The sequence below is a fragment of the Pseudoxanthomonas suwonensis 11-1 genome (assembly GCF_000185965.1).
Classification (GTDB): domain Bacteria; phylum Pseudomonadota; class Gammaproteobacteria; order Xanthomonadales; family Xanthomonadaceae; genus Pseudoxanthomonas; species Pseudoxanthomonas suwonensis_A.
On record NC_014924.1, the window covers coordinates 2,825,527 to 2,852,420 of the forward strand.

Annotated in this window: 28 protein-coding genes; 8 read left to right on the plus strand and 20 right to left on the minus strand. The window is 68.6% G+C overall.

Going from position 1 to position 26,894, the window contains the following annotated elements; translation table 11 throughout:
- Positions 1-9 precede the first annotated feature (9 nt).
- The 5 genes from PSESU_RS12930 to PSESU_RS12950 form a co-directional block, all read right to left on the minus strand.
- On the minus strand, positions 10-282 hold the full coding sequence (locus PSESU_RS12930) for a hypothetical protein (RefSeq protein WP_013536234.1): 273 nt from the start codon (positions 280-282) through the stop codon (positions 10-12).
- Positions 283-722: 440 nt separating this feature from the next.
- The gene (locus PSESU_RS12935) at positions 723-1,733 is read right to left on the minus strand and encodes a Kelch repeat-containing protein (RefSeq protein ID WP_013536236.1); all 1,011 of its coding nucleotides are present in this window, start codon (positions 1,731-1,733) and stop codon (positions 723-725) included.
- Positions 1,734-1,873: 140 nt separating this feature from the next.
- Entirely contained in the window at positions 1,874-2,482 is a 609-nt protein-coding gene (locus PSESU_RS12940) for a hypothetical protein (protein WP_013536237.1), read from the minus strand.
- A 106-nt stretch (positions 2,483-2,588) separates the two neighbouring features.
- Positions 2,589-3,449 carry an alpha/beta fold hydrolase gene (locus PSESU_RS12945; protein ID WP_013536238.1) on the minus strand — a complete coding sequence of 287 codons (861 nt, stop codon included), beginning with the start codon at positions 3,447-3,449 and terminating at the stop codon, positions 2,589-2,591.
- 256 nt (positions 3,450-3,705) lie between these two features.
- A complete protein-coding gene (locus tag PSESU_RS12950) occupies positions 3,706-4,185 on the minus strand; it encodes a YbjN domain-containing protein (protein WP_013536239.1) in 480 nt (159 codons plus the stop codon).
- 668 nt (positions 4,186-4,853) lie between these two features.
- Between PSESU_RS12950 and PSESU_RS12955 the strand changes: the two genes are divergently transcribed.
- On the plus strand, positions 4,854-5,045 hold the full coding sequence (locus PSESU_RS12955; protein ID WP_013536240.1) for a hypothetical protein: 192 nt from the start codon (positions 4,854-4,856) through the stop codon (positions 5,043-5,045).
- A gap of 400 nt (positions 5,046-5,445) precedes the next feature.
- On the opposite strand, the gene PSESU_RS12960 is transcribed toward PSESU_RS12955, so the two are convergent.
- The 7 genes from PSESU_RS12960 to PSESU_RS12990 all read right to left on the minus strand — a co-directional run bounded on the left by PSESU_RS12960 (position 5,446) and on the right by PSESU_RS12990 (position 11,154).
- On the minus strand, positions 5,446-6,216 hold the full coding sequence (locus PSESU_RS12960) for a hypothetical protein (RefSeq protein WP_233275225.1): 771 nt from the start codon (positions 6,214-6,216) through the stop codon (positions 5,446-5,448).
- 334 nt (positions 6,217-6,550) lie between these two features.
- Positions 6,551-7,537, minus strand: coding sequence for an alpha/beta hydrolase (locus PSESU_RS12965; RefSeq protein WP_013536242.1), 987 nt, complete (start codon positions 7,535-7,537; stop codon positions 6,551-6,553).
- A 103-nt stretch (positions 7,538-7,640) separates the two neighbouring features.
- Positions 7,641-7,994: an FKBP-type peptidyl-prolyl cis-trans isomerase gene (locus PSESU_RS12970; RefSeq protein ID WP_013536243.1), complete on the minus strand. Its 354-nt coding sequence runs from the start codon at positions 7,992-7,994 to the stop codon at positions 7,641-7,643.
- 71 nt (positions 7,995-8,065) lie between these two features.
- Positions 8,066-8,452 (minus strand): hypothetical protein, encoded by a 387-nt coding sequence (locus tag PSESU_RS12975; RefSeq protein ID WP_013536244.1) that lies wholly within the window; start codon positions 8,450-8,452, stop codon positions 8,066-8,068.
- 89 nt (positions 8,453-8,541) lie between these two features.
- The gene (locus tag PSESU_RS12980; protein ID WP_013536245.1) at positions 8,542-9,243 is read right to left on the minus strand and encodes a hypothetical protein; all 702 of its coding nucleotides are present in this window, start codon (positions 9,241-9,243) and stop codon (positions 8,542-8,544) included.
- 60 nt (positions 9,244-9,303) lie between these two features.
- The gene (locus tag PSESU_RS12985; protein ID WP_013536246.1) at positions 9,304-9,735 is read right to left on the minus strand and encodes a GNAT family N-acetyltransferase; all 432 of its coding nucleotides are present in this window, start codon (positions 9,733-9,735) and stop codon (positions 9,304-9,306) included.
- A 105-nt stretch (positions 9,736-9,840) separates the two neighbouring features.
- Positions 9,841-11,154, minus strand: coding sequence for an alpha/beta hydrolase family protein (locus PSESU_RS12990; protein WP_013536247.1), 1,314 nt, complete (start codon positions 11,152-11,154; stop codon positions 9,841-9,843).
- A gap of 446 nt (positions 11,155-11,600) precedes the next feature.
- On the opposite strand from PSESU_RS12990, the gene arr reads away from it, so the two are divergent.
- Together arr and PSESU_RS13000 are read left to right on the plus strand one after the other, a co-directional pair.
- A complete protein-coding gene (gene arr, locus PSESU_RS12995; RefSeq protein ID WP_013536248.1) occupies positions 11,601-11,999 on the plus strand; it encodes an NAD(+)--rifampin ADP-ribosyltransferase in 399 nt (132 codons plus the stop codon).
- A 77-nt stretch (positions 12,000-12,076) separates the two neighbouring features.
- Positions 12,077-12,826, plus strand: coding sequence for a hypothetical protein (locus PSESU_RS13000; protein ID WP_013536249.1), 750 nt, complete (start codon positions 12,077-12,079; stop codon positions 12,824-12,826).
- A 7-nt stretch (positions 12,827-12,833) separates the two neighbouring features.
- Here the strand turns inward: PSESU_RS13000 and PSESU_RS13005 are convergent, their stop codons facing one another.
- Together PSESU_RS13005 and PSESU_RS13010 are read right to left on the minus strand one after the other, a co-directional pair.
- Positions 12,834-13,268 carry a nuclear transport factor 2 family protein gene (locus PSESU_RS13005; protein WP_013536250.1) on the minus strand — a complete coding sequence of 145 codons (435 nt, stop codon included), beginning with the start codon at positions 13,266-13,268 and terminating at the stop codon, positions 12,834-12,836.
- A gap of 115 nt (positions 13,269-13,383) precedes the next feature.
- Positions 13,384-14,088, minus strand: a complete 705-nt coding sequence (locus PSESU_RS13010; RefSeq protein ID WP_013536251.1) for a hypothetical protein — start codon at positions 14,086-14,088, stop codon at positions 13,384-13,386.
- A 701-nt stretch (positions 14,089-14,789) separates the two neighbouring features.
- On the opposite strand from PSESU_RS13010, the gene PSESU_RS13015 reads away from it, so the two are divergent.
- Positions 14,790-16,079 carry a solute carrier family 23 protein gene (locus PSESU_RS13015; RefSeq protein WP_233275226.1) on the plus strand — a complete coding sequence of 430 codons (1,290 nt, stop codon included), beginning with the start codon at positions 14,790-14,792 and terminating at the stop codon, positions 16,077-16,079.
- A gap of 171 nt (positions 16,080-16,250) precedes the next feature.
- Positions 16,251-17,360, plus strand: coding sequence for an alpha/beta hydrolase (locus PSESU_RS13020; protein ID WP_013536253.1), 1,110 nt, complete (start codon positions 16,251-16,253; stop codon positions 17,358-17,360).
- 12 nt (positions 17,361-17,372) lie between these two features.
- Here PSESU_RS13020 and PSESU_RS13025 read toward each other — a convergent pair whose 3' ends face one another.
- The 5 genes from PSESU_RS13025 to PSESU_RS13040 all read right to left on the minus strand — a co-directional run bounded on the left by PSESU_RS13025 (position 17,373) and on the right by PSESU_RS13040 (position 22,062).
- A complete protein-coding gene (locus PSESU_RS13025; protein ID WP_013536254.1) occupies positions 17,373-19,022 on the minus strand; it encodes a hypothetical protein in 1,650 nt (549 codons plus the stop codon).
- Positions 19,023-19,177: 155 nt separating this feature from the next.
- Positions 19,178-19,765 carry a DUF6988 family protein gene (locus PSESU_RS16275; RefSeq protein WP_155942773.1) on the minus strand — a complete coding sequence of 196 codons (588 nt, stop codon included), beginning with the start codon at positions 19,763-19,765 and terminating at the stop codon, positions 19,178-19,180.
- A 62-nt stretch (positions 19,766-19,827) separates the two neighbouring features.
- The gene (locus PSESU_RS13030) at positions 19,828-20,298 is read right to left on the minus strand and encodes a DUF2846 domain-containing protein (protein WP_013536256.1); all 471 of its coding nucleotides are present in this window, start codon (positions 20,296-20,298) and stop codon (positions 19,828-19,830) included.
- Positions 20,299-20,443: 145 nt separating this feature from the next.
- Positions 20,444-21,364 carry a hypothetical protein gene (locus PSESU_RS13035; protein WP_013536257.1) on the minus strand — a complete coding sequence of 307 codons (921 nt, stop codon included), beginning with the start codon at positions 21,362-21,364 and terminating at the stop codon, positions 20,444-20,446.
- 176 nt (positions 21,365-21,540) lie between these two features.
- Positions 21,541-22,062, minus strand: coding sequence for a hypothetical protein (locus tag PSESU_RS13040; protein WP_013536258.1), 522 nt, complete (start codon positions 22,060-22,062; stop codon positions 21,541-21,543).
- A 623-nt stretch (positions 22,063-22,685) separates the two neighbouring features.
- On the opposite strand from PSESU_RS13040, the gene PSESU_RS13045 reads away from it, so the two are divergent.
- Entirely contained in the window at positions 22,686-23,930 is a 1,245-nt protein-coding gene (locus tag PSESU_RS13045; RefSeq protein WP_013536259.1) for an IS256 family transposase, read from the plus strand.
- 777 nt (positions 23,931-24,707) lie between these two features.
- Here PSESU_RS13045 and PSESU_RS13050 read toward each other — a convergent pair.
- On the minus strand, positions 24,708-25,157 hold the full coding sequence (locus PSESU_RS13050; protein WP_013536260.1) for a DUF4410 domain-containing protein: 450 nt from the start codon (positions 25,155-25,157) through the stop codon (positions 24,708-24,710).
- A gap of 311 nt (positions 25,158-25,468) precedes the next feature.
- On the opposite strand from PSESU_RS13050, the gene PSESU_RS13055 reads away from it, so the two are divergent.
- Both PSESU_RS13055 and PSESU_RS13060 read left to right on the plus strand, forming a co-directional pair.
- Positions 25,469-26,053, plus strand: a complete 585-nt coding sequence (locus PSESU_RS13055) for an SCE4755 family polysaccharide monooxygenase-like protein (RefSeq protein ID WP_013536261.1) — start codon at positions 25,469-25,471, stop codon at positions 26,051-26,053.
- Positions 26,054-26,127: 74 nt separating this feature from the next.
- Positions 26,128-26,547, plus strand: coding sequence for a hypothetical protein (locus PSESU_RS13060; RefSeq protein WP_013536262.1), 420 nt, complete (start codon positions 26,128-26,130; stop codon positions 26,545-26,547).
- The last annotated feature ends 347 nt before the right edge of the window (positions 26,548-26,894 follow it).

Here is a 26,894-nt window from a genome sequence, read left to right on the forward strand (position 1 = left end):
CTGGAGGACTCAGGGCAGGTCGCGGCGCACGTACACCGGATCACCCGGGACATCGGTGCGCACCGTGGTGGCCGCAGGCACGGCAGCGACCGGTGGCGTGGTCAGCAGATCGTTGGTGCGGCGCTGTTCGGCGATCAGCTGGCGCAGCAGCGGCTTGATCCCGAACACCGCGAACGGCACCAGGATCCAGAGGATGGTCAGGATCAGGGCGAAGATGGCGCCCGCGATCATGAGCGCGTCCATGCCGGTCGCGGCGGCGTCCTGGGTGATGGTCGACAGCATGGGCTGGCTCCTCGTAGGCCAGGCACCATGCCCGGCGGGGAACCCATGCTTGGCCAGCGCTCGTCCACGGGCGGTGAACCGCGCATGCGCGCCTTCATCCGCTGCACGCAAGGCGTGCGGCGGCGGGAACCAGGCTTCATGGGACAACGCGCCCACCGGGGGCGCGTGGATCAGCGGCTGCGCTCGCGACGCAGGGCGTAGGTACCGAGGCCGACGATGGCGGCAAGGCCGATGGCGAGGAACACGAAGACAGGCGTCAACGACATGGAAGCTCCCTTTCGATCTGGACGGGCCCGCGTGGCGGGCGACGGGATGCTGCGTCGCGACCTTCCCCTTGCCCGGCCGCGCGGCCGGGTGTGACGTTCCGGCCGGCAACCCTTATACCCGCGTGCCGGGGCCCCGCCACGCTGCACTGCACACAGCGATCGGCGCCTGCGTATTCAGGGTGACAGGCGCAGATGGTCGTCCAGTTCCGGGCCACCACCGCGGTCGCCGCTGCCGGCGGCCACGTGCACCGCGCCTTCCAGCACCGTGGCCTGGGTGCCATGGCGCCCGCGCGGCAGCGGCGCCAGCGTGATCCACTGGCCACTGGCCGGGTCGTAGGCTTCGACCTCCGAATGCGCCGGCACCTGGCGCGCACTCTCGCCCCCCATCACCAGCAGTGAACCATCCAGCGCCACCGCACCGGCACCGGCTCGCGGGGTCGGCAGCGGCGCGTCCAGGGTGGTCCAGCGCGCGGCGGCGAAGTCGTACACGTCCACCTGCGGGATGGTCAGCGACAGGGTGTCGCCGGTGTCGTGCGAGGTGCGGCGACCGCCGGCGGCATACAGCCGGCCATCGAGCACCGCGGCGTGGAAGTGGTCGCGCGCATGCGGCGCGTCGGCCAGCTGCTCCCATTGCCCGGTGGCCGGATCGAACGCATCCAGCCACGGCACGTAGCCGCTCATGTGGCCGCGGGTGTTGCCACCGACCAGGTAGATCCGTCCGCCGTGCGACACCACGCCCGCCGCGCCACGACGGCGCTGCGCCGGGACTTCCGCGCCCTGGCTCCAGCGGTCGGTCGCCGGGTCGTAGACCAGCACGTGGGCCAGCGGCTGCTCTTCCGGGAAGCCGCCGGTGAACGCGCCCAGCACGTACAGGCGACCCTCGTGCGCGACCGCCTGGAAGTGGTGGATCTCCAGCGGCGGCGCGGCGCCCTGCTGCCAGCGGCCGGTCGCAGGATCGAAGATGTCCAGCGGACGCTGGTCGCGGCCGCCCAGCAGGTACAGCCTGCCGTCCACCGCGACGAAGGCGTTCTCATGGCGCGCGGTTGGGGCACCCCCGCCGGCAGCCACCGGCGACCAGCCCAGTCCGGCGGGACCGGCCCAGGCCGTTGCCGACGCGACAAGCGCGAGTCCTGCAAGGAAATGGATCGCGGCGGAGCGCGGACGGAAGAGGCGAGGCCTGGCCATGCGGAATCCCGGGATCGGCGCGGAGCGCGCCGCGGCAAGGTGGCCCGGAACCGGCTGCAGGTCAAACCCGCCCGATGGCCAAGCCGATGGACGGAAGGCGAGACGGTCCCGGCCGGAGCCGCAGGGGATGACCGGGTGCCTCAGCGCCTGCCGCCGGGGCGGGGACCGGGGGCCGGCCGGTAGCTTTCGCCGTACGGGCCCCAGCCCGGAGCATGGTGGCCGGGCGGCAGCGGCCCGAACACCGGCCCGTAGGGCATCGCCGGACCGTCGTAGTTGCCGACGTTGAGCTGCAGGTTGACCGTGCCGGAGCCGCCGTCCTCGGTCGCGTATTCCTTGCAGTAGTTGACCGTGGCCGCCTGCCAGTTGAGGTTGCCACCGCGCTTCGCATAGCCGATCCCGGCCTCGAACTCGCCGGTGATGTCGGTTTCCTTGCCGTCGGGCGCGGTCGGGCAGGCGTGGCGCCGCTTTGCCAGCAGGTTGCCGCTGTCGGCCGGTACGCCCGAGGTATCGCCATACCAGGTGCCAGGCGGATCGTTGCGGTAGCCGGCGCGCTCGGACTGCGGCAAGGACAGGTCCAGCGCGGTGCGTTCGTCACCCTCGCCCACCGCCTGCGCGCTGCCAGCCTCCATCGCCGGCGGCTCGTCGGCCATGGCGCGCGGAGCGGTGGCCACGAGGGCCAGGCCAAGGCAGGCGGTCAACAGGTGGATGCGCATGGGACGGTCTTCCAGGGCGCCGTGTGTGGTCGGCATGCACCACACCCTAGCAGCGATGGCTTGAACGGTGGATGGCTCCGCCCGTGCCGGACATGGCAACGGGCGGCAGGGCCGCCCGTTGCGCGTCGCGATGCCCGCGGCCTCAGCGGCGCAGGAAGTCCAGCAGGTCCTGGTTGAGCCGGTCCTTGTGGGTGTCGGTGATGCCGTGCGGACCACCCGGGTAGACGATCAGCTCCGCGCCCTCCACCAGCGCCGCCGAAGCGCGGCCGGAGCTGTCGATCGGCACGATCTGGTCGTCGTCGCCGTGGATCACCAGGGTCGGCACGTCGAACTTCGCCAGGTCACCGCGGAAGTCGGTGGCCGAGAACGCGGCGATCGAGTCGTAGGTGTTCTTGTGCCCGCCCTGCATGCCCTGCGCCCAGAACGACTGGACCAGGCCCTGGTTCGGCGTCGCACCGGACCGGTTGAAGCCGAAGAAGGGACCGGAAGCGATGTCCAGGTACAGCTGCGAGCGGTTGTCGATCGAGGCCTTGCGCAGGCCGTCGAACACCTCCAGCGGCAGGCCGCCCGGGTTGTCTTCGGTCTTCAGCATCAGCGGCGGCACCGAGGAGACCAGCACCGCGGCCCTGACCCGCGAGGTGCCGTGGCGGCCGATGTAGCGCGCCACCTCGCCGCCGCCGGTGGAGAAGCCGACCAGGGTGGCCTCGCGCAGGTCCAGCGCCTCGATCACCGCGGCCAGGTCGTCGGCGTAGTGGTCCATGTCGTTGCCGTCCCAGGGCTGGCTGGAACGGCCGTGGCCGCGGCGGTCGTGGGCCACGACGCGGTAGCCGTGGTCGGCCAGGAACAGCATCTGCGCTTCCCAGCTGTCCGAGCCCAGCGGCCAGCCATGGCTGAAGGTGACGACCGGGCCGTCCTTGGGGCCCCAGTCCTTGTAGTACAGCTGCACGCCATCGGCGGTGGTCACGTAGCTGGCGGTGCGCGACGCGGAAACGTTGGTGTTCATGACAGTGCTCCAGGGGATGGGGAGTCCGGCGCGGTGTGCTGCCGGTGGAGCTACTGTGCGTCCGGAAGCCAGTGCGGAAGCGACGCCGGGTCCGGGAAACTTCACCGGGAGTCCGCGATGCCCTGGATGCGCCTCGTGCGTGGCGGGACGCCGCATCCCGCGGGAACGCCGCCCCGCTTGCCGGTGCGACGGATCGCCTGGCGGCCAGCACCGCCGCGCCCGCAGGAAGCAGGCGCGACGGATGCCGGCTGCCGGCTCAGTAGTAGCCGACCGCCTCGGTGAAGCTGGCGAGCAGCTTGCCGAACATCTCGATCTGGCTTTCAAGATGGGTCCTGGCGTCGGTGTGCAGGACCTCGAAGTCGTACTGCACGTACGGGTCCATCTCGTCGTCCAGGTGCATGCGGACGTAGCGGTACTGCTTGTTGAAGGCATTGGCCACGCGGTAGGTGGTGCCGTTCTCCAGGTCCACCGCGGTTTCCAGCTGCAGCGATCCGCAGCGGCCGTCCTGCTTCTTGCAGTCGTAGAAGTTCAACTGCGCGTGCAGGCCGTCGATGACGAACTGGATCTGCGGATCGCCCACCGCGTCGGTGCCCAGCTGCGGCTGCAGGTCCATCGCCCGCATCACCGCCAGTGCCTCCTTGCCGCTGATGCGCTCGGCCGAAGCCTCGCCCGCCAGCAGCGGCGAGGCCAGCACCAGCGCCACGCCCAGCAGGCGCGTCTTTGCCTTGTCCAGCATGTGTAACCCCCTGTCATGTAGTGGCTGCATGCCACCGTCCTGCGAATGCCCGCGGACCGGGCCGGTCCGTGGCTCCCTTGGCGGGAGGATACTCCCGGGCATGGGGGGCGTCAGCTGCGCGGATCTGCCGGGATCGGAAACCGTGCTCCCACCCCCGGCAGCACCAGGAACGCTCCGGCGGCGATCCGGACCAGGGATGCGGGCAGTTCAAGGGCCAGGTCAGGACCGGCGCCAACGGCGGCCACAGGATGTAGACCAGGTCGCCCCCCTCCACGACCGCCCACAGCACGACCCAGCGCCGGGCGCGCCAGCTCCCCCGCCGCAGCCACCTGACCATGCAGGTCACGAATACACCCAGGATCACCAGCGCGATGGCGGTCCCGACCACCTGCGCCAGCCACTGGTCATCTGGCGCGCGCGCGATCCTGACCACCCATCCCGGCCACTGCAGAACGACGGCCGCCACATAGCACCCCACCGCCAGTCGCAGCCAGGTGGACACCCGATCGCGCGGTTCCAGTACCTGGGCTGTGGCCGCAGGTGCCTGATAGGGGTCGTGTTCCGCTTCCATGCTTCGTTTCGTGCAGGCGGGACCGGCCCCCAGTCTTCCACGCCAGCGCAACCTCCGGCCAGCCATGCTGGGTACCGTCCGTCAGGAGCAACCGCGCATGACCCCACTGGACAAGCCCATCCGTCGCGAACTGGCCATTGGCGACGACCTGTACACCCTCACCATCAGCCCCGAGGGCCTGAAGCTGGTGCCCAAGGGCAAGCGCAAGGGACTGGAGCTGGCCTGGACCGACCTGGTCAGCGGCGACGCCGCGCTGGCTTCCGCCCTGCAGGCCTCGCTGCAGCGCTGACTGGCGGCGCTTCCAGCAGGGGCGAATCGTCCGCGCCGGGAATCCGCTCGCCCGCCTCCAGCCCGCAGCCAGGCCAGCGCGCCCGGTTCCATGCCCTTGAACTTCGGCGCATCGGCCAGCGGCGCAACCAGCAGCCGTCGCGGCACGGTCCGGCGCTTCACCGCGTGGTACAGCTGCGAGCGCGTGCGCGGGGTCGCGGCCAGGTAGAGGCCGCTGCCGAGCCGACGGATGCCGGGCAGGTCGATCCGCCCAGCGTCGGGTTCGACGAATACGAGGTAAAGGGCACTGGATTCCATGCACCGACCTTTGCAGCCGGCGAGGCTTGCGCGCGTGAAGCGACGGCTCGTTGCCCTGGAGCAGCTGGCCCGCCACGCGGAGCGGGACGGGCCAGCCGGGTCGATCAGCGCGGGTTGCAGTTCAGCGCGCGGGGACTGGTCGGGAAGTCGACGTTGACCGCGCGCCCGAGGAGCGTCTGTTCGCCCACCAGGCGCGCGACCGTGGCCGCGGCCGCCCCGGGATCCTTGCACTCGGTCTGCACGTAGGACACCGAATACACGTCCTCCGACAGCACGGAGGGTTCCGCCGAGGGGTTGTCGGGATCGGCGCGGTACAGGCGAACCATCACCGTGACCTTGGGATTGATCCACGTGCCCTTGGAGCGGCCCAGGGCATTGGGGGCATTGTCGGCCTCCTCGCACTTGAGCATGCCTTCCTGCTCCTGGCAGGTCGTCCCCATCGCACCCACGATCAGCTTGCTGTCCTCGCCCATCCGCCCCTCCTCGGAGGAAATGCCGATCCGGGCCTGGTAACGCGGCGTCCCGCCCGCCGGCCACGCGCTCTGCAGGTCGGCCTTGGGCAGCACCTTGCGCAGGCCTTCCAGGTAGGCGGCGGCGACCTTGTCGCCATGGCCGGTGCCGCCATCGTCAACGACCGACACCGCAATGCCGGATTGCGGCGCGTGCTCGTTGAGTTCGACGAAGCCTGCGCGCTTGCCGACGGCGCGTTCGTAGGTGAGCGACGCGGAGCCGCGCACAGCCACCAGTTCCTTCAGCGGATTGGCCTGTGCGAATGCGGCCGACGGCAGCAGCACCAGGACTGCAACCAGGAAAAAGGCTCGGGTCTTCATGGTTCCCTCCATCATGGGTGGCGCTGCATCGCGCCGGGTGGCCATTCCGTGTCCATCCCACCTTTCCGGACCACGCCTGGCCGTTCTCCCTGCGCATCACACGCGCACGTGCATGCCTGCGCAGGAACCCGCCGGGGAGCGCCCCGGCGCGCCCACTTTACGCTGTAAAAACCGAAGTGCACGCGCCATTCGACCGGATTCCACGCACGCCCGATCCATACGCATGGGTGTGCTTGGAAAACCCGCCTGCGCGTGCGAATCCGCATGCGGACGCGAACGGCACAGCACGCCGCCGCATGGTCGCTACACGTAGCCGTTGCGGACGGACCCTTGCTGCAGGCCAGCATCCGCGGCCGACGAAGATGCCGCGGCGCCTGCCTCAATCGCCAGCGGGTGCTGGCGCAGCCGGCTGCCACAACCAGCGCAGTACGTCCGGCAGCAGGCGACCGCCGTGGTCATCCGAGTGCCCGCCCTCGCCCCACACATGGGCGACTTCGTAACGCGGGCCGGTGCTGCCATTGCGGTCGGCCTCGGCGTTGGCCCACTGCAGCGCGGCGAGCATCTGCTGGTTGGCGAGGAACCAGTTGCCGTGCTCGTTGTCCAGGTCGTTGCGCCCGTCCTGCAGGAAGATGCGCAGCGGACGCACGGGACTCTTGCGGATCAGCGTGGGGTAGAGGTCGCCACCGGGCACCAGTGCGCTTGCCTCCATCGCCGGCTGGTAGCCGATGGAGACATAGCTGCCGATGAAGCTGATCACGTTGCCGAAGGCCTGCGGCCGGTGCCAGGCCACGGTGAACGCGGCGATCGCCCCGCTGCTGGTGCCGCCGATCGCGCGCCGCGCCGGATTGCTGCTGATGCGGTACTGGCGCTCGACCAGCGGCAGCAGCTCGTCGACCAGCATGCGCGTATAGGTGTCGTCGAGCGCGTCGTATTCCTCGGCGCGATGGTCCGGGTTGGCATGGCCGATGGAATCCGGCCAGTGCGCGGCGCGATGGCCCGGGGTCACGAACACGCCGATGGTCGGCGGGATGTCGCCGCGCTGGACCAGGTTGTCGAGCACGTCCGGCACGCGCAGCGAGCCCTCCGGATTGGTCGCGCGATGGCCGTCATGGAACACCAGCAGGTTCGCCGGCTGGCTGCCGTCGTAACGCGCCGGCACATGCACCCAGTAGCGGCGCACCGTGCCCGGGATGACCCGGCTGTGGAACTCGAACGGACCTTCCAGCCGGCCCTGGGGCACGCCGGCGTGACGCTGCGAATCGGCGGTCAGCTCGTAGCGGCGCGGCGCGGTCCCGGCGGCGGCCGTGGCCGCGAAGGCTAGCAGCGCCAGCAGGCAGGTGCGGACGGCAAGGCGGTATCGACTCATGGCGTATCCCCGGCGTGGCCGCGCAAGGGTAGCGCGCATCACCGCTGCGCGCCGGCCATGGATGGAGCACACCGGCAGGCGCAGGGCCTGCCGGCGTCGCCGCTCAGTTGCCGAGCAGCTCGACCTCGAACTTCAGGGTCGCGTTGGGCGGGATCACGCCACCGGCACCGCGCGCGCCATAGCCCAGGTCCGGCGGGATGACCAGCACGCGGGTGCCGCCGACCTTCATCCCGGCCACGCCCTCGTCCCAGCCCTTGATGACCATGCCGGCACCCAGCGGGAAGATGAAGGGCTCGTCGCGATCCTTCGAGGAATCGAACTTCGCGCCCTGCTGCCCGTCCTGGTAGAGCCAGCCGGTGTAGTGCACGGTCACGTTGCGGCCGGGCGCCGCCTCGGGGCCGTTGCCGACGACGGTGTCCTCGTACTGCAGGCCGGAGGCGGTGGTGGTGAATGCCATCGGGGGAATCCTTGTTGTATGCGTGGGCGCGCCACGGGGCCGCACAGTCTAGCGGCGCCGCGCCCGCCTGCTCAGCCCGGCGACTGGCCCGGATCGCGACCGGCGTTCTTCAGCAGCCAGCCCACGCGCTGTCCGAGCCACAGGCCGCACGCGCCCACGACCCAGGCGTAGGCCGGGTAATCCACCCCCAGCGCCAGCAGGACCAGCAGCAACGCGGCCGGCGCCAGCGCCATGCCGATGCGCACGCCACGGCTGCCGCGATGCGGACCCAGGAACGCGTGGTCGCCACGCCTGCGCGTCACCACGACGACCACGGTCATCGCCGCGACGCCGACCAGGTAGGCCAGCAGCATCCGCGGCGCGGTGTCCGGCGAGAACTTCAGCGCGCAGAGCATGACCCCCGCCACCGCCGCCAGTTCGATCCTCACCCCTTGCCAGATGGTCTCGCGCAATTCCATGTACGCCTCCGTTCGGCAAACGACCTGGAGGAATGTTAGCGCCGGACTGGAAAGTACCGGTGGGCCGGACTGGCCGCCGCGACGTCTCCTCAATCCGGCCGGAACTCCAACTCCCGCCGATAGGTAAAGCCCGCCGCCCGCCCAGGATCCGGCGGGAACAGCGACAGGTAGCCCGCCGCGATCGCGCGCTCACGCATGCGCTCGCCAACGCCCTCGGCGACCTCGACCTCCACGTCCGTGACCTTGCCGGCCGGATCGACATGGATCAGCCAGACCAGGCGGCCGATGAACTCGTCCGGTGGAATCGACGGATCGTAGTTGGGCCGCCCGAGGACATAGGGCACCGACGAAGGCCGGTAGAACGGCGCTTCCTCCAGCGTCCGCGCCACTTCGATATGGCCTTCGCCCAGCGCTTCCGGCTTGCCGTCCAGGTACGCCCGCCAGGTCCAGCGCCCGGGTTCGCCATCGCCGAGCGCAACCGTGTAGCAGCGCTTCTCACCGTCGAAATCCGGCTCTTCCCGGCGCACCACGACCTTGCCCGTGGGATCGGCCCCTTCGAGTATCAGCCCCTTCGGCCTGGCATCGGGCGGCAAGGCGAACACGCACACCGCATGCGCACGTTTGCCGTCGGCAACGAAACCCAGGGTGGGCTGGCGCGCGATCGAATCCGGAGCCGGGAGTTGCCACAGGAATTCCAGGCCTGCATGGCGCGCTTCCGGCACGGCGGCTGCGGTGTCGTCGGCAATGGCCGGCATCGGCAGTAGCGCAAGCAGCAAGGCGGTTCGCAACATCCCTGTCTCCCCCGATGCGGCCCAACGCCGCCACACGCAGCCTAGCGCAGCCCCTACGGCTCACGCCTCCTCGATATACCCATCCGCCACGGCGCGCTGCGGGTCGGCGAATATCGCCATCGCCGTGGTCATGCGGCGGAAGCCATGCTTCGCGTAGAAGGCTTCGCGCCCGGGCACCGCGTACAGGATGATCTTGCGGTGGCCGCGCGACAGCCCGATCAGCCGCCGCAGCAATTCCCCGCCCAGCCCCGTGCCCTGGCGCCGTGGATGGACCACGATGTCGCACAGGTAGGAACAGTCCGCGCCGTCCGCGACGGCACGGCCGGCGGCGACGATCCGCCCCTCCTCCAGCGCCAGGCACTTGAACATGCTGTTGCCGTAGGTGGTGCGCAGCCAGTCCGCGCTCTTGTTGCCCAGCGGCGCGATGCGGTACAGCTCCGACAGCTCGTCCCAGTCGATGCCCTCGGTGGACTGGGTCCATTCGATGGTCATGGTTCCTCCGTGCGTGGAAGACCCGCACCCGGGAAAGCTGTCCGCACAGCGCGAGCGATGCTGTGCCGGGGTTCACTGTCCCGGGCAGCGGATGACGCGCAGCATTCAGGGCGTGGTTGCCGGAACCGCATCGCCGTAGGCGGGTTGCAATGCACGCCCGTGGATGAAGTCGACCATCAGCCGCAGGTAGCCATCCGGTTGCCGGGTCGACAGGCGTTCGCCCTGCGGGTCGACCTCGAACTCGTACATCCCGTGCTCGGCCTTCGGGAAAACCGCGGTGGTGATCGGCCTGCCCGCGTGCTGCAAGGCGGCCAGACGCCGCAGCGTCTCGCCCGGCGGGGCATCGCGGTCCTCGCCGCCAAGCAGCCACAGCTGCGGGACGTCCAGCGTTTCCAGCACCGGCATGGGGTCGTAGTGGGCCGGGACACCACGCACCAGCCCAGGCGCATCGCGACGGATGGTGGCCTCGTCGCTGGCCAGCAGGTAGCCGGTGAAGTTGCCACGCACCACCGGATACCAGGGCGCGCCACCATGCTTCGCCTTCACCGCGGCCAGCTCCTCGTAGCCGTCGGTGAAACCGCTGTCGATCAGGGTGGCCGTGGCATCCGCGATCTCCATTGCCCCGGCAAGTGCATCGGCATCGAACCCGGCGCGGGCGATATCGGCGGCAATCGCCTCGCGGTCCTCTTCCAGCGGCGACACCGCCAGGCCGAAGCTGACCACCACGAAGTCCACCGGCACGATGCGCGCGGCCAGCGGCGCGACCCAGCCGCCCTGGCTGCCGCCCTGGTAGCCAATGCGGGCAGCGCGGTCGCCGGCCAGGCGCCTCGCCTCGCGCATGGCGTGGATCGCATCGACCGCAAGCGTCAGGTAGTCCTGGGTGTAGCGGCCTTCCGATGCGCCGGTGCCGCGCTTGTCGTAGGCGAACACGCCGATTCCGGCGGCGGCGAACTCGCGTTGCAGCGAGTAGGCCTGCAGCGCGGAATGGTGTTCGGCGCCGTGCACCAGCACGACCACCGGGACCTGGCCGTCGCCGGGCGGCATGGTCAGCCGGCCGGCCAGTTCCACGCCACTGGCCTGGAACCGGGTATCCACCTGCTGCAGCGGCAGGCGCGTGCCGTTGATGCCATCGAAGCGCACGCCACGGCATCCGTCGAAAGCGACCGCGTGCCCGTCGGCCCGCCCGGTCCAGCCAAGCGTGCTGGCCCAGCCGCCTTCGGCCGTGCGCGTGAGCGCGCCGGTGCGGCCATCCGGCAGGCGCCAGCGCAACTGCCCTTCCGCGCCGGGCGCGATATCGAGCACGCGGCCATCCTGGAGACGCCAGCTGCCGGTCCTGCAGTCGCCTTCGGCCGCCGCGGCCGACATGGCCCATGCCAGCAGCATTGCCAGGAGGATCCATTGCGGGGAGATGCGCTTCATCGTCGCACTCACCTTTGCCAAGGGGACCACAGGCTCGCACCCGCGCGGGGAAGTGACTACCTCTGTGCGACGGAGCGCCCGATGCGACGACGGAACCAGCGCACAGGCGCATGGGACGACGTGGCGACGCAGCGGACCTGCCGGAGCTTCGCGCGTCTTGTTCGTATCGACTCATGCGGGCAGCCGAAGCTCTCTTCGACCCTCTTCCCCAGGAGATTGGTTGGGGAGAAGGCCGCCGAAGCAAGCGACACCAATGCACACGGCGATTCCGGTTCCCAGGCAGCCTCCCGAAAAAGCAGAAAATGCGGTGGAAAACATGCATGAAAAAGGGAGGCGCGCTGCGCCTCCCACATCCAAGTTATACGCCCACCGGGGACTTGCGGCAACGCCGTGCCGAGGGTGCAGGATCGCCGGCCTGCCGATACGGCAGCTTCGTGGAGCAGGCCATGCAACCGATGACGATCCACTACCACGGCACCCGCGCCGACCTGGTTCCCGGCGACAGCATCGTGCCAGGCCATCCCTCCAACTACGGCAGGCGCAGGCACTCGCGCTATGTCTACCTGTCCGAACTGCTGGAGCCGGCGATCTGGGCCGCCGAGCTGGCGGTGGGCGAAGGTCCCGGACGCATCTACATCGTCCAGCCCACCGGCTCGCTGGAGGACGATCCCAACCTCACCAATACCCGCTATCCCGGCAACCCGACCCGCTCGTACCGCTGCGCGCATCCGCTGCGCGTGGTCGCCGAGGTGCGCGGCTGGATCGGCCACACGCCCGAGCGCATCGCGCAGATGCGCGAGTTCATCGCCACGCTGGGCGATCGGGCCGACCCGATCGAGGACTAGACCGCACATCGGGACCCAGGTGCATGCCTGCGCTCGCGTCCATTACCCTCCGCGATCTTCCGCGCGAGGGAACGCAGATGGAACTGATGGATGTGGTCCGGTTCCAGGTTGGCCTGCTGGGCCTTGGTGCCGACAGCGACCGGGACTTCAACCGCGGCGGCGTGCTGCTTGGCAGTACGCAGGAGGACAGCTTTTACCTCAACGCGTTCTATCCGCTGCAACGGGACTTCCGCTACGAGGTCGCGTTACTGGAGCGCCTGCGCGCGCATTACGCGGGGATTGGCCGCGACGGCTACCTGGTCCGTTACTGCCCTGCTGGCACTCCGGATCATGACTGCGCCGTCATCCATGTCCCTGCCGATGCGTGCGCGGGTGCCATCGAGGCAGGCGGACAGCGGTTCGCCTGCGTGGAGACCGACGACGCGGCGCTGTGGTGCCGTACCTACGTGGCCGGCAGCCCATGGATGGCACTCGAGCGTTTCGAGCGCAGCACGGCGCGGCTGCGCGCGGCGCACGAACTCCGCATGTACCTGTTCACCGTCGACGGACTCGCGGTTGGCGCCGGGGGTCTGGTCGCGATGGGCCGCAACGCATGGCTGGCCAACGGGTATTCGGTGGCCAAGCAATACCGCGGCGACGTCCTCGGTCGTGCGCGCCTGGTGCGCATGTCGACCACCGGCGATGTCGCCGCGCTCACCAGCTTCCGCTTCGCGCGGGTTCTGGCGCGGGCCATGCCCTCGGTCTCGATCCTGGGCAGAATCGGCTACCACCGGCTCGCCACCGCGGTGCCCGAAGCGGAGGAAGTGGGTGACGGCGAGATGACGTGAGCCCGCCTCACCGCGCCTTCGAATGCCACAGCGCGTTGACGATGATCCAGCGCTCGCCGAAGCGGCCCATGTGGAAGAAGTCCACGAACCAAGGCGTCTCGGCGCGCACGATCGCGGCCTCGCCGGCGACGTCGAGCACGGTGCAGGAGCGGTCCCACTGCTCCCTGGGCATCTTCAGCACGCCCTGGCGGGTGAGCTCGACCAGCTCGTCGCGGCCCATGCGGCGCAGGCCCAGGGTCTCGTCGGCGGTGGCGCCGAGCACGCGGCGCTTGGCCAGGTCCGGATGCAGCGCGCGGGCGACCCGAGCCGGATCGCCTTCCAGCTGGCCATCGAGGTAGTCGAAGCAGGTGGCCTCGATCGCGGCGCGGGTGGCCGGATCGACAGCGGGCCCGGACGGCGCGCCGGCGACGGCGGCGGCCAGGAACAGCGGCAGGACAGGCATGGGCGTCACCCTCGGGAAGGTGGCGCGACGTTACGGCTGCGGGCGCGGCGGCCTCATGTGCCGACCGGCACGGGTCCGGCGGCGCGTTTGGCCGCTGGCAAGCCTGGCGCCGGGATCAGTCCCGCTGCGCCAGGCAGGGCGTGCCCAGGCAGGTGCCAGTGGACATGTCCAGGATCAGCGACTGCCCGGGCGAGCCTCGCGGGTACGGCACGCGCGCGTCGAGGATGAAGGCCGCGGCGTGGTCGTCGTTGAGGTCGGCCGGGAACTGCATCTCGCCCTGGATGGTGTAGACCGGCAGCGCGCGCAGGCGACGGTCCATCAGTTCAGGCGCGTCCTCGCCCGCGGCCACGTAGCGGCGCATCCACGCATCCAGCTCGGCCGCCGAGGCGGGCTTGAGCGTGCCGGCACGCAACAGCATCAGCAGCCCGGCCTGTCCGGCCAGCGGCACCTGGATATCGGACGTCTGCTGCTCGACCAGCAGCGGGATCTCGAAATGCGGCGCGGGCGCGGCTGCTTCCTCGCCGACCAGCTGGACCGAATCCACCCAGTCGGTGCCTTTGACGACCGGCGGATCCTCGCTGTCCAGCCACAGGGTGGTGACCGGCGACGGGCGGCCCGGGGCCAGGCCCAGCACCGCCTCATCGGCAGCGGGCTGGCCAGTGTCCGGGGGCCGGACGTGGCCACCGACCCGCAGCGCATCCGCTTCCGGCGGACGGCACAGCGCCATCGTGATCACCAGCGCAAGACCCGCCAGCAGTACCCATCCCATCTCCGTGGCGATGTTCCTGCAAGCCGGGGCGACCGTACGTTGATCGTCCATCGTGCCTCCTGGTCGCGCGGGACACGGTCCCTGTCACCGCTGCGACGAGCTGCCATTGTCCGCACGCGTGGGCGCGGTGCGGGCGCCCGGGGATGTCCCGGCGATGGCCGCGTGCGCCAATGGCCGACGGCACTCCAGCGGCGCCGGCCTCCTGCGTATGTGTCCCCTTCCGGGCGGACGTCCTGCCACGACGGCGCGCATTCCCCGCGCCGCATCCCGGAATGGCCGCCACCCCCTCCGGCAGCGATGGGCCAAGGATCGCACGGGAGAATGGTTTCAGCGAGCCTCCCGGGACAGGCGGCCGCATCCGGATGACCGCCGGAATGCCTACGGCCCGGTACGGCCCCCAGAAAAACCGGGGTCAGAGTGCAATTTCTCCCCGGGACAAAAACCGGGGTCAGAGTGCAATTTCTCCCCGGGACAAAAACCGGGGTCAGAGTGCAATTTCCCTCCCGAAGATCCTGATTCCCCGGGTGTAGCGTGGCGAAATAAAACCGGGGTCAGAGTGCGATTTCGCCCGGGCGATGCCGCGGACATGGGGCCGTTCGAGGCGAAATCGCACTCTGACCCCGGTTTTTGCCCTGACCCCGGTCTTCGAAATTGCACTCTGACCCCGGTTTTCGGTTTCGCTCGCGCGGCAGTGGATGGGGGCGATGCCCTAAGATCGGCGGGCCAAACTTCGGGGGTGGATGCGTATGGGCATGTTCTCGTGGACCGAGCGGTCGCCGGCCGTGCTGCAGGGCGGTGGCGTGATCGGACCGGACGAGCGCCTGCCCTGGCCCCAGACCGGCCTGATGGGCGTGCAGCACGTGATCGCCATGTTCGGCTCGACCGTGCTGGCGCCGATCCTGATGGGCTTCGATCCCAACCTCGCGGTGCTGATGAGCGGCACCGGCACGCTCATCTTCTTCCTCATTACCGGCGGCAAGGTGCCCAGCTACCTCGGCTCCTCGTTCGCCTTCATCGGCGTGGTCAACGTCGCCACCGGCTACGTCGCCAGCCAGGGCGCCAACGCCAACATCGGCCTCGCGCTGGGCGGGATCATCGCCTGCGGCCTGGTCTACACCCTGGTCGGCGTACTGGTGCACCTCATCGGCACCGGCTGGATCGAGCGGCTGATGCCGCCGGTGGTGACCGGCGCGGTGGTCGCGGTGATCGGCCTCAACCTGGCCTCGATCCCGATCAGGAACATGGCCGCCAGCAACTTCGATGCGTGGATGCAGGCGGTGACCTTCCTCTCGGTGGCGCTGGTGGCGGTGTTCACCCGCGGCATGGTCCAGCGCCTGCTGATCCTGATCGGCCTGGTCATCGCCAGCCTCATCTATGCGGCGCTGACCAACGGCCTGGGCCTGGGCAAGCCGGTGGACGTGAGCGCGATCGTCGCCGCGCCCTGGTTCGGCCTGCCCTCGCTGCACGCGCCGGTGTTCGAGGGTCGCGCGATCATGCTGATCGTGCCGGTGGTGATCATCCTCGTCGCCGAGAACCTGGGCCACATCAAGGCCGTCACCGCGATGACCGGCCGCAACCTGGACCGCTACATGGGCCGCGCCTTCATCGGCGACGGCGTGGCAACCATGGTCTCCGGCGCGGCCGGTGGCACCGGCGTGACCACCTATGCCGAGAACATCGGGGTCATGGCTGCCACCCGCATCTACTCCACCGCGGTGTTCGTCTGCGCGGCGGTGATCGCGGTGCTGCTGGGCTTCTCGCCCAAGTTCGGCGCGCTGATCCAGGCCATCCCGCTGCCGGTGATGGGCGGCGTGTCGATCGTGGTGTTCGGCCTGATCGCCATTGCCGGCGCGCGCATCTGGGTCGACAACCGGGTGGATTTCTCGGACACGAAGAACCTGATCGTCGCCGCCATCACCCTGATCCTGGGCACCGGCGAGTTCACCCTGAAGTTCGGGGAGTTCGCGCTCGGCGGCATCGGCACCGCCACCTTCGGCGCGATCCTGCTGCATGCGTTGCTGTCCCGGGCGAGGAAGTCGTAGCCCTCCAAGGGCGAGGCGCGCCTGCGGGACATCCGCTTTGCCACAACCCCGAGCCCCGGGTGCGCTGCGCTTACCCCGGCTACAACGTGTAGAGCCCGCGTCCGGGTCGCCTCCATTCCCCGGTAAAGTGGAACGCTGCCGCGCTCCCCTTCCCCCACGAGGACCAGGCGTATGTGGACCCTCCGGCTTTTCGCTGTTGCCGTCGCCGTACTGGTCGCAGGCAATCCTGCTACCGCACAGGAGAAGCAGGCCTCGCCGCGCGAGGACGCCGTCGGCGTCATCCGCGAGCTGCGCCGCATCGTCGCGCCGACCGGCGTGGAGCGCTACGAGTACCTGCCCATCGGCGGCATCCGGCAGTTCGTGAGCATCCGCGGCCAGGACCGGGCCAACCCGGTGCTGCTGGTCATCCACGGCGGCCCCGGTTTTCCCACCAGTGGCATCGCCTGGTGGGCCACGCGCGGGCTGGAGGAGTACTTCACCGTGGTCCACTGGGACCAGCGCGGCGCCGGCAAGACCTACCTGGCCAACGATCCAGCCACGGTCGCGCCGACGATGCAGCGGCAGCGCTTCGTCGACGACACCGAGGAGCTGGTCGACTGGCTGCGCCGCGAGTTCTCCCAGGACAAGGTGTTCGTGCTTGGCACCTCGTGGGGCAGCTACGTGGGCCTGGAGTTCGCGTTGCGCCGCCCGGAATGGCTGCACGCGTACATCGGCATGGGCCAGGCCGTGAACAGCCCCGAGAGCGAGCGCCGCGGCTACGCCTACGCGCTGGAACAGGCGCGCCGCACCGGCAACCGCGAGGCCATCGCGCAGCTGGAATCGATCGCGCCGTACGCGAAGGACGGCGAGCCGATCCCGCTGGAGGACATCATCATCGAGCGACGCTGGTCCGACCGCTTCGGCGGCGTGATGGCCTACCGCGAGGGCCAGGTCGACGGCATGGCCGTGCGCCTGTCACCGGAATACAGCGACGAGGAGGCCGCGCGTGCCTACGACGGCAACGGCTGGTCGCAGGATTTCCTGCTTGCCGACGTGCTCGGCCTGGACCTCAGCCGCCACACCCGCCTGCGCTGCCCCCTGGTCATCCTCGCCGGCCGCCACGACCGCAGCGTCAACTCGCACGTCGCCCGCGAGTGGTTCGACCGTGTCGATGCTCCCTACAAGCACTTCGAGTGGTTCGAGCATTCCGCGCACGAGATCCTGGCCGAAGAGCCTGGCAAGCTGCTGCTGACCCTCGTACAGCACGCACGGCCGCTGGCGAAGGATGCGCCGCTGAAGTAAACGGAAGCTCTGCTAGCGCACGGCCCGCATCACCCGCTCCACGATTGCCGGCATGCCTTCCCGGGTAACGGTCACCGGTGGCACCAGCTCAGGGATTTTCGCTTTGCATGGCACCGTCATCTGCCCGCCGTCGAGCAGGTCCAGTGATAGCTGCCCGCCCGCGCATGCCTGGCGCGCCTCGACCAGAGCAGCGGTTGGCTCACCGTGCTGCAGGTCATGGCCATTGAAACCCGTGACCTTCGGATCGCCGTCGAGCCACTTGCAGCGCCGGCCGGTATCAAACACCACGTGGTCGGGATGCTCGTAGTACCCGTAGGGCGGACCATCGCAGGCCGTGGCAAGCAGACCCACGTACACCGCGTTCCTGACTTTCGAGCGAAACCCTTCCGACGACGGATCACGTCCGACGGCATAACCGAGATCCTCCAGGACCTTCTCCAACTGGTCCGGCGACAGCACCTCCCGGATCCACCTCGTGTCGCCGTCACTCCTAGCTGCAGCCGCAAGATCCACGACGCCATGCCGGCCGTCAGGCGCCGTGAACACTTCCCGCCAGACATCAGCGATGCTGCGGCCATTCCCACTCGCACGCTCGGCGACCAGCCAGTTGGCCAACAGCCCGCAATCGTATGGGGTCCGGTCGATTCCGGCGGGACGCGACGAGGTTTGCGCAGGCAACCGGCCCAGGCAACGGCCTGCCGTGGCAAGCAGCCTCTCCGCAGCCAGATGGGTGCTGATGCTTCCGCTACCCAGGCCGATGGCCAGGGTATGGAACTCGGCAAAACCTTCAGTCAGCCAGGCTGGGGCGCCATCGGCTGCCGGGTACTTCCACGCATTCCAGAGATGCAGGATCTCGTGGACCAGGAACGTATCCAGCTCCCTGCCAAGCTCCTCGCTCTCGCTGCTCCAGCCCTGTCCACTGAAGACCAGGAACAGCATCTGTCCGCTGCTCCACCCACGCCAGCGGGTGCCGTCCGGGCGCGGATCGTGGAATACGTGGATCAGCGAACCCTGGTGGGGCAGCGCCCCGTACATCGCGGCTGCATGACGGAAGGCCGTGTCCGCTGACTGGCCAAGCGCGCTCACGATCCAGGGCGGGGTACCGGGCTGGGCACGGATCCGTGAACCGGCGGACGGTTGCTCGAATGACCCGATCACCACATACGGCTCGCTGTCGCGCCATTCGTCCTCCCGGTACAGGCGACCGTCAGCGCACGAGCCTCTCTCCGTGCAGAAGGCACCCGCATCGACCATGACCATCGCGATGCCCGCCGGCACCAGGTGCGGCAGGTAGACCGCGAACGTATCCGGGTTACCGAGGAGCACTGGATACGTGCGGTCAACCGTGGGCTGGTCCCACGGCAGCTCGAGAGCCAGCTCCGAAAGACAGCTTCCCGCGTCGGCTTCCAACGCTCCCTCCATCCATCGAGCGCCTTCAATGTCACCCCACGCGGCGCTGCGATCTCCAGGATAGCCCTCGGCAAACCTCCACACCGGTTCGCATATCGGGCGCGACAGCTCGATGCGGACGCGGTCTGGCTCCGTGCCGGGAGACAGGCGCAAGGAAATGTCGGCGGATTGCGCGGCGGCCAGGGCGGGCAGCAGCAGTCCGGAAGCTAAGAAGCGCTTGGCGGTCCGCAGTCCAACTGCTAACAGAGGCATGATCCAAACGATGAACCTGCCACACAAACCTGCAGGCCTGCCGGAGCACCTCAGATCCACCGCTCCTCCCGGATATGCGTAACGGGTTGCGTAAGTTTGTCACCCAGCAGGCTCGTCCTGCTGCCAAAATCAACAGCTACAGGCTATATCGCTTCCTACGGCGGTGGCGGAAGCGCACCGGGATGGTTGCGTTGTATAGCGGCTATCTCCGGACTTCGCATCCCGGAAGTCATCCGTGCCAGATTCGTTGCAATGACTAGCATCATGTTGGCATTCAACATGGCACTTGCCAGCTGATCCCAGTTCTCCGGAGAGTTAACCTGACCAATGGCGCGAATGCCTCCGTGAACATAGGAATTCATCGCACGCCATGTTTCATCCTTGAGCATCCTTAGGGGTCGCCAGACAAATTCTGGACAGCGATTGGAAATCTCTTCCAACATGCGTCCTACCGATGGCCCCATCTGCGTCTCGCCGCTTGAGCTGATCGCTTCCGCGGTTAGCGTGAGGAAAGCCGCGACCCATTCCTCTTTTGCTCCTTCTTTTACCCAGATCGCCCGAACCAGTGCCTCAAAGCATGGCCTGACCAAGGTCAAAGCAGGCACATCCAGGCCCAGGCGCAAGAGCGCGTACTGGGCCCGAACGTCATCACGCACGATCCTGCAGAAGCTGTGCGCAATGAAGGCGCGCCGCTCGGATATGGCGGGGAGGTCCTCCCACAGTGGGAGGATGCTTCCGTGCAAGCGCTCCGTGGCGTCCAGGACCAGCAGGAGACTGCTCCCCGGGCCTGCTTGCGCCTGTGAGCTCACTGCGCAGCGCCGGGCACCGAATACTCGGCACCAAGCACGCACTCGCGCGCCTCTTGCTCGCTGTCGAAGTTGTCGACGGTGAGCACGCCCCAGCCCTTGCCGGTCACGCCGACCCAGAAGAAGCGGACCTCGCCGGCGGACACCTCGAACGGCATGAAGCCGCCCGCACCGGCGTTGATGCCGTCATGGCGCAGCAGCACGCCGTGTTTGCCAGGCTCGACCACGGTGTGCACGAAGCTGTTCTGGCGCAGGGTGCCGATGGCCTCGTTGTCCACGTAGACGACGGTCTTGACCCCGCGGGCCACCAGCACGGCCGGGATCCGGCAGACGTAGATGCTGGCCTTCCCGGGCACGGGCTCGAAACGCTTGAGCTGTTCGGAAACCGAAAGGCTACCGGCCTGGTAGGTGGCACAACCGGACAGGAATACACTTGCCGCCAGTACGGCGGCCAGGATGCGACGCTTCATTTGCTCCCCTTGATCGAGCCCGCTCCCTGCGGGCAGGCCAAGCTTAGCGCCGGGACCGGGGTCGCTCCCAGATGTCCCGGGACCTGCCCTGGTCCATGGAACTGCGGTCAGCAACAAAGCGCGCGGGACTGCACGTCCCGGCAGGTCACCCCGCCTGCACCCCCGCCTCGCGCATCCGCACCAGCTGGTTCTGCAGGGTGGCGACCTTGGAGCGCAGCTCCTCGTTCTCGCGCTCGAGCTGGGTGATGCGGCGCTGCAGGGTGCGCACGTCGGTGGCTGGCTCCGCGCCCTCGCCAGCCTCACCGCCCTCCGCTGCCGCACCCTCGCCCTCCGACCCGGCACGCGGACGCTTCTTCGCCTCGCGCGCGCGCTTTGCGGCCTGCTTCAGCTCGGTCTTGCCGCCCTGGGCGGCGTTGCGCTGTTCCTCGACCGGCAGGCTGGCGACCGCGGCGGCGGCGCTGATCGAGATTTCGCCGGCCTTCAGCGCTTCCACCACCTCGGGCGCGGCCTGGGTGTGGATGCGCTCGATCATCGCGACCTGGTTGGCGCTGAGCTTGGCCTCGCGGGCCAGTTCGGCGCGGCTCACCGGCACCGGGTCCCACGGCGGCAGGTCGTCGGGCTCCGCCTTGGCCTTCAGGGCCTCGGCGGCTTCCGCGGCTTCGGCCTCGGCCGCTTCGGCGGCGGCAGTGGCGGCCTGGGCGGCGCGCAGGGCCTCCAGCTCGGCCTCGCGCTGGGCCTGCAGGCGACGGGCCATGATCTCGCGCTTGCGCAGGGCCAGCACGCCGCGCTGGTAGTCGGACACGCTGCGCCGGCCCAGGTGCTGCTCGATCATCCACAGGTGCACGTCCTCCATCGACTGGAAGCGCGTGTTCTGCACCGTGTTGAAGGGGATGCCGTGCTTCTGGCAGATGCCGTAGCGGTTGTGGCCGTCCACCAGGATGTCGCCCCACAGCACCAGCGAATCGCGGCAGCCTTCGGCCAGCAGGCTGCGCTCCAGTGCCTCGTACTCGTCGTTGGTCAGCGGATCGATATAGGCCTTGAGCTCTTCGAGTACGACGATGTCCATGCACTGCGGGCGAAAACGGGGGCGCGCATTGTAGTGCCTCGGTCCGGCCACCAGTAGCCGATTGACGGATGCGGCAAACGGTGCGCAGTGCGGTTTGCGCAATGAAAAAGGCCAGGACTTGCATCCTGGCCTTTGCGTGGGTCAGCGTCGGCGAAATCGCACTCTGACCCCGGTTTTCAGCCTTCCCAGGTGCCGCCGCCCATCTGGCAGCTGCTCGGCAGGGAGGTGAGGCCGTCGCCGCTGCGCTCGTAGTAGGAAGCCGACAGTCCGGGCTGGCCGAAGATGCCCTTGCAGCTGCCCTGGTTCGGGCTGGGGCAGGCGTCCATCCAGGTGACCTCGCCGGCCTTGCCGCTGCCGATCTTCGCCGAGCCCTCGGCCAGCGACTCGCACAGCTTGCGGTGCATCTCCTCCGACACGCTTCCGTCGGCCTGCAGGCAGTCGCGCGAACGGATGCGCTCGCCGAACAGCTCGAACTCGCCGGCGATCATGCAGGCGCGGGTCTTGCCGCCAGTCGTGGCGACGGGTGCAGGCGCGGCGGCGTCGCTGGACGCGGCCTCTTCGGCCGGCGCGGCGGCATCAGCCGGCACGGCCTCGGCCTGGCCGGTCTCGCCCGCGTTGGCCGGCGCCGTGTCCTGCGCGCAGCCGGCGGCGGCCAGGGCCAGGATCATCGCGGCGGCAAGCTTTCCCCTATGCAGCATTGGCACTACTCCCCTTTGGAAAGCGGGCAATCCTGCCATCACGGCTCATGGTCGCCAAGGACTTGCCGACGAGCTGCATGGGGCCGGCTGCCCGGGCCAGTGCCGGCCACCCAACCACAAGGCTCCGGATCCCGACCACCGGGCTCGGAGGCTTGCATGCAAGGCTCCGGGCCTTGCGCTTCGGGCCCGGAGCCTCGTGCGCAAGGCTCCCCTGCCTTGCGCGCAAGGCAATGAGGCTTGCAACGGCAAGGCTCGGAGCCTTGCGCGCAAGCCCCGGAGCCCGGAACGCAAGGCTTTTTGCTTCAAGCACAAAGCTCGGAACCTTGCGCGCAAGGCTGGTGAGCTCCGAGCGCAAGACTTCGAGCTTCGGAAGTCGAAGCTCGGAGCTCCAAACGCAAGGCTCGGAGCTCCAGGCGCAAGGATCGGAGCCTTGCACGCGAGGCTCCAGGCTTTGCGCGCAAGGCAAAAAGCCCCGGCGTTGGAGCTGCTGAGCTTCGAAGTTGGAGCTTGGAGCCTTGCGGATGGAGCCCAGGGCCTTGCGATTGGGGCTCCGAGGCTTGCGCGCCGAGGGTGTCAGGATTTTTGTGTGCAGGGCCTACCCTTGAAGGCAGGAGGAGCAGGCCATGGCCAAGAAGAAGGCCCCGTTAGCTGGGGTGGAGGGGCAGGCGGCGGTGAGGATCCCGCCGGAGCTGCTGGAGCAGCTGGTACCGGGGCCGATGACCCCGGAGGGGTTGGAGGCGGTGTTCCGGGGGTTCAAGAAGGCCTTCCTGGAGCGGGCATTGAACGCCGAGCTGGAGGCCCACCTGGACGCGGCAGAGGTCCCGGGCAACCACCGCAACGGCCGCACTGGCAAGACGGTGCTGACCGATGAAGGGGCGGTACGGCTGGATATTCCCCGCGACCGGGCCGGCTCGTTCGAGCCGCAGCTGGTGCCCAAGCACTCCCGTCGCTTTGCCGGTTTCGACGACAAGATCGTGTCGATGTACGCACGGGGGATGAGCGTGCGCGAGATCCAGCAGCACCTGCGCCAGATGTATGCCGTGGAGGTATCGCCGGACCTGATCAGCCGGGTCACCGATGCGGTACTGGAGGAGGTGGCGGCGTGGCAGGGCCGGCCCTTGGAGGCGGTCTATCCGCTGGTGTTCTTCGATGCACTGCGGGTCAAGATCCGGGCCGATGGGGTCGTCCACAACAAGGCGGTGTACCTGGCCCTGGGGGTGCAACGCGACGGCACGCGGGACGTGCTGGGCCTGTGGATCGAGCACACCGAAGGCGCCAGGTTCTGGTTGCGGGTGTTCACCGACCTGCGCAACCGCGGAGTCAGCGACATCCTGCTGGGCGTAGCCGACGGCCTCAAGGGCCTACCCGAAGCGCTGGAGGCGGCGTTCCCGCGGACCACGCTGCAGACCTGCATCGTGCACCTGATCCGCAACAGCCTCGGTTACGTGCCCTGGCGCGAGCGCAAGGCCATGGCGGGCCTGCTGCGCCCGATCTACACCGCCCCCAACGCCGAGGCCGCCGAAGCGGCCTTGCAAGTCCTCGAGGACAGCCCGCTGGGCCAGCGCTACGCCACCGTCGCCCCTGCCTGGCGGCGTGCGTGGACGCAGGTGGTGCCGTTCTTCGCCTTCCCTCCCGAGGTGCGCCGGATGGTCTACACCACCAACGCCATCGAAAGCGTCAATGCGCGGCTGCGCAAAGTGATCAAGACCCGCGGCCACTTCCCCACCGACGAGGCGGCCACCAAGCTGATCTGGCTGGCTCTGCGCAACATCAAGACAGTCTGGAACAAGCCTCCGGTTCACTGGACGGCAGCCATGAACCAGTTCGCGATACTGTTCGGTGACCGCATCGAGCGGGCGGCACCTTGATTGCTGCCCTGCACACAAAAAATCGGACACTCCCCCGGAGAGCATGATCGTCCAGCCGCCTACATCCTTCCGGCGGGTTGCGTCCACCAGTTCCAGCCCCTCGGGCAGTTCCTGTCCGATCTGGACGTCACCGGCCAGGACAAGGCGGCGCTTGTGGACGAAACGGCCGATGCCCAGCGACAAGTGCTTCTTGGATTTGCCTTCGGCGTCGCCACGCCAGATCTCGCCTGCAACTCCACCGGCGAACCCATTCAAACCACTGGTCACATCGAAGACGCCGATATACGGGCCAACCACCCAGCCCCAGGTCCGGACAACCTTCTTTTTCGAATCGGTACAGGCCATGTCACAGATGTCATATGCCACGCCACCACCAGCATGCACCTCCAGGCCCAGGACCGCGTTGCTGCCTGTCGCGGAAGCGTCGAGGGTTCCGTTGCTCCGCAAACGCACGTCACCGGAATCCTCGATGACGTCCTGGGAGTAATGCAGGTAGTAGATCGCGGGGTTGAACGTCACCCCGTTGAAGCCAGAAAGCCCTTCATTCGCACGCGTGGTCGCCGTATCCCCCTGTTCCGCCCCCGCCGCCAGTACATGCCCTGCAGGCGCGAGAAATCCAAACATCACAAGCAACAAACGGGAAAAGCTCTCCATCCTGTCCCCCTTGGCTGTTGGACTACCTGTACTTCGCAAACGTCGCGACCAGCTCCGGACACACCCGCAGCGCACCTGCACCGGTGCGCTGCGAATGCCGGTTACGCAGGGTCGCGGCGGGCGTTACTGGCGTTTCAGTTGCGCCAGGATCTCGTCGGCGTGCTTCTCATGCAGGCCACCTGTTGTTCCCCAGGCGGTGGCATTGGTGGATTCGACCTCGAACGAGGCGAGCACGGCGCCGGCCGGATCGAGCACGCGGACATGGCTGATGATCTTGTCCCGTCCGGCCATGATGCCGACCAGGGCCCGCGCCGCTCCATGCCGCACGTAGTAATGGGTCACGGTGACCTCCACCGCACCAGCGGACGCCCCCTGGTCGACCAGGCCCGCCGAGAACAGCCGGTTCCGGATCACGCGGTCGAGCTCCGCGACGCCTTCGGCATTGTCGCCACCGCGGTCCACCAACCGGTAATCGAACGTCTTCCCCTGCAGTCCAGAATGCGCCTGGTGGACACGACTCGTCGTCGAACAGGCTGCCAGCAGCACCACTGCAATCAATACAAGAACGCGCATATCCCCTCTCCTTCCGTGAAAATGGAGACACGACCCTGATACCGGGTGATCCGGCGGATCGTGCGTCTCTCATCAACCCCTACTTCCCCTGCGGGCGCGGTCCGATTGCGCCGCACCCACGCATGTCGGCACCCGGGGGCGGTCGGCTTGCCCGACCTGCCAGGACAGGCCGCAAGGCTGCCTCCCCGCTGCCGATGCGGCGAGCCTACTCCAGTATCCGCAGCTGGCGTATTCCGCTGATCGGAAGGCCTCCGCGCCCGCGGCAAAGGATTTGTGTAATGTCCGCATCGCCCCTTCCGAAGGAGTCGCCCATGCATTCCCGGCTTTCCGCCTGCCTGCTGCTGCTCCTGACCGGTACGGTCGCGGGCGCGGCCCATGCCCATTTCGCCGTGGACTTCAGCGATAGCCACACCTCCCGCTACGGCCCCGGCGAGATCAAGAGCGCGCCATGCGGGCGACCCGATGGCGAGCGTGGGGAGAACGTCCATACCTACGCCCCCGGCCAGACGATCAAGCTGTCCTGGGTGGAGTACGTCGCGCACCCGGGCTATTTCCGCATCGCCTTCGACAACGACGGCGACGACGACTTCCGCAACCCGGCCAGCATCGCCCCGGCCAGCCGCACCTGTGCCGAGGGCGAGCCCAACTGCGGCGACGGCGACTTCTACAACAACGCCACCGTGCTGGTGGACGACTTCGGCCGCCACGACGTGGCCGAGAACGGCAAGGCCTACTCGCTGGACCTCAAGCTGCCCGACGTGGAATGCGACAACTGCACCCTGCAGATCATCCAGCTGATGACCGAGGCAGGTAAGGCGCCCTACGACCCTTCGGCCGAGGACGCGGACGACATCTACTACCAGTGCATCGACCTGAAGTTGCAGGCGAGCAGGTAAGGGCAGGGATGGACGCGAGCGTGAGGTCGCCGGCTGGCGGAGCCGCGGCGCGCACCGGCACTGGGCCACCGCGGATGCCGGCGTTCTGGAAGGCGGTGCTGGTCGCGCCGCTGGCGGTTCCGGTGGCCCTGTGCATCTGGATCGCCGCGTCCTGGCAACTGCACCTCCGGCAAGCCGATTTCTATCTCGCAGCGGGCATCGTCGTGGTCGTCGGCACGGTGTGCGGCGCCATCGCCATGGCGGTGCTCGGCCTGCCCTACCTGCTGTGGCTGCGCGCGAAGGACAGGTTGAGCTGGCTGGCGGTGTGCGCTGGTTCGACGCTTGCCGGCATTGGCATGGCGGCTCCTTTCTGGATCCAGGTCTCGCGGCAATCAGCGCTCGAATCCGCCCTGGTCGGCACCGGCGCCGGCCTGCTGGTTGGGGTGGTGTTCTGCCTGGTCGCGGGTTTGCCGGTCTGGGGCCGGCAAGTCCAGGGCGTAGCCAGTTGCGAGTAGCCCGGACAACGCCGCAGGCCGCATCCGGGGAATCGGCGGGCGCGCTGGGCAGGCAGGCGGAGTGAAAACCGGGGTCAGAGTGCGATTTCCCGCCGGAAAATCGCACTCTGACCCCGGTTTTCTATATCGCGGGAATTGGACTCTGACCCCGGTTTTACTCGGCGCTCGAATCCGCCCTGATCGGCACCGGCGCCGGCCTGCTGGTCGGCGTGGTGTTCTGCCTGGTCGCGGGCTTGCCGGTATGGCCGCGTCGGTTGGGCCAGAGCGTTGGCAGTTGCGAGTAGCGAGTAGCCGGATAAGGCCGTAGGCCGCATCCGGGGAATCAGCAGGCGCGCCGGGCAGGCAGG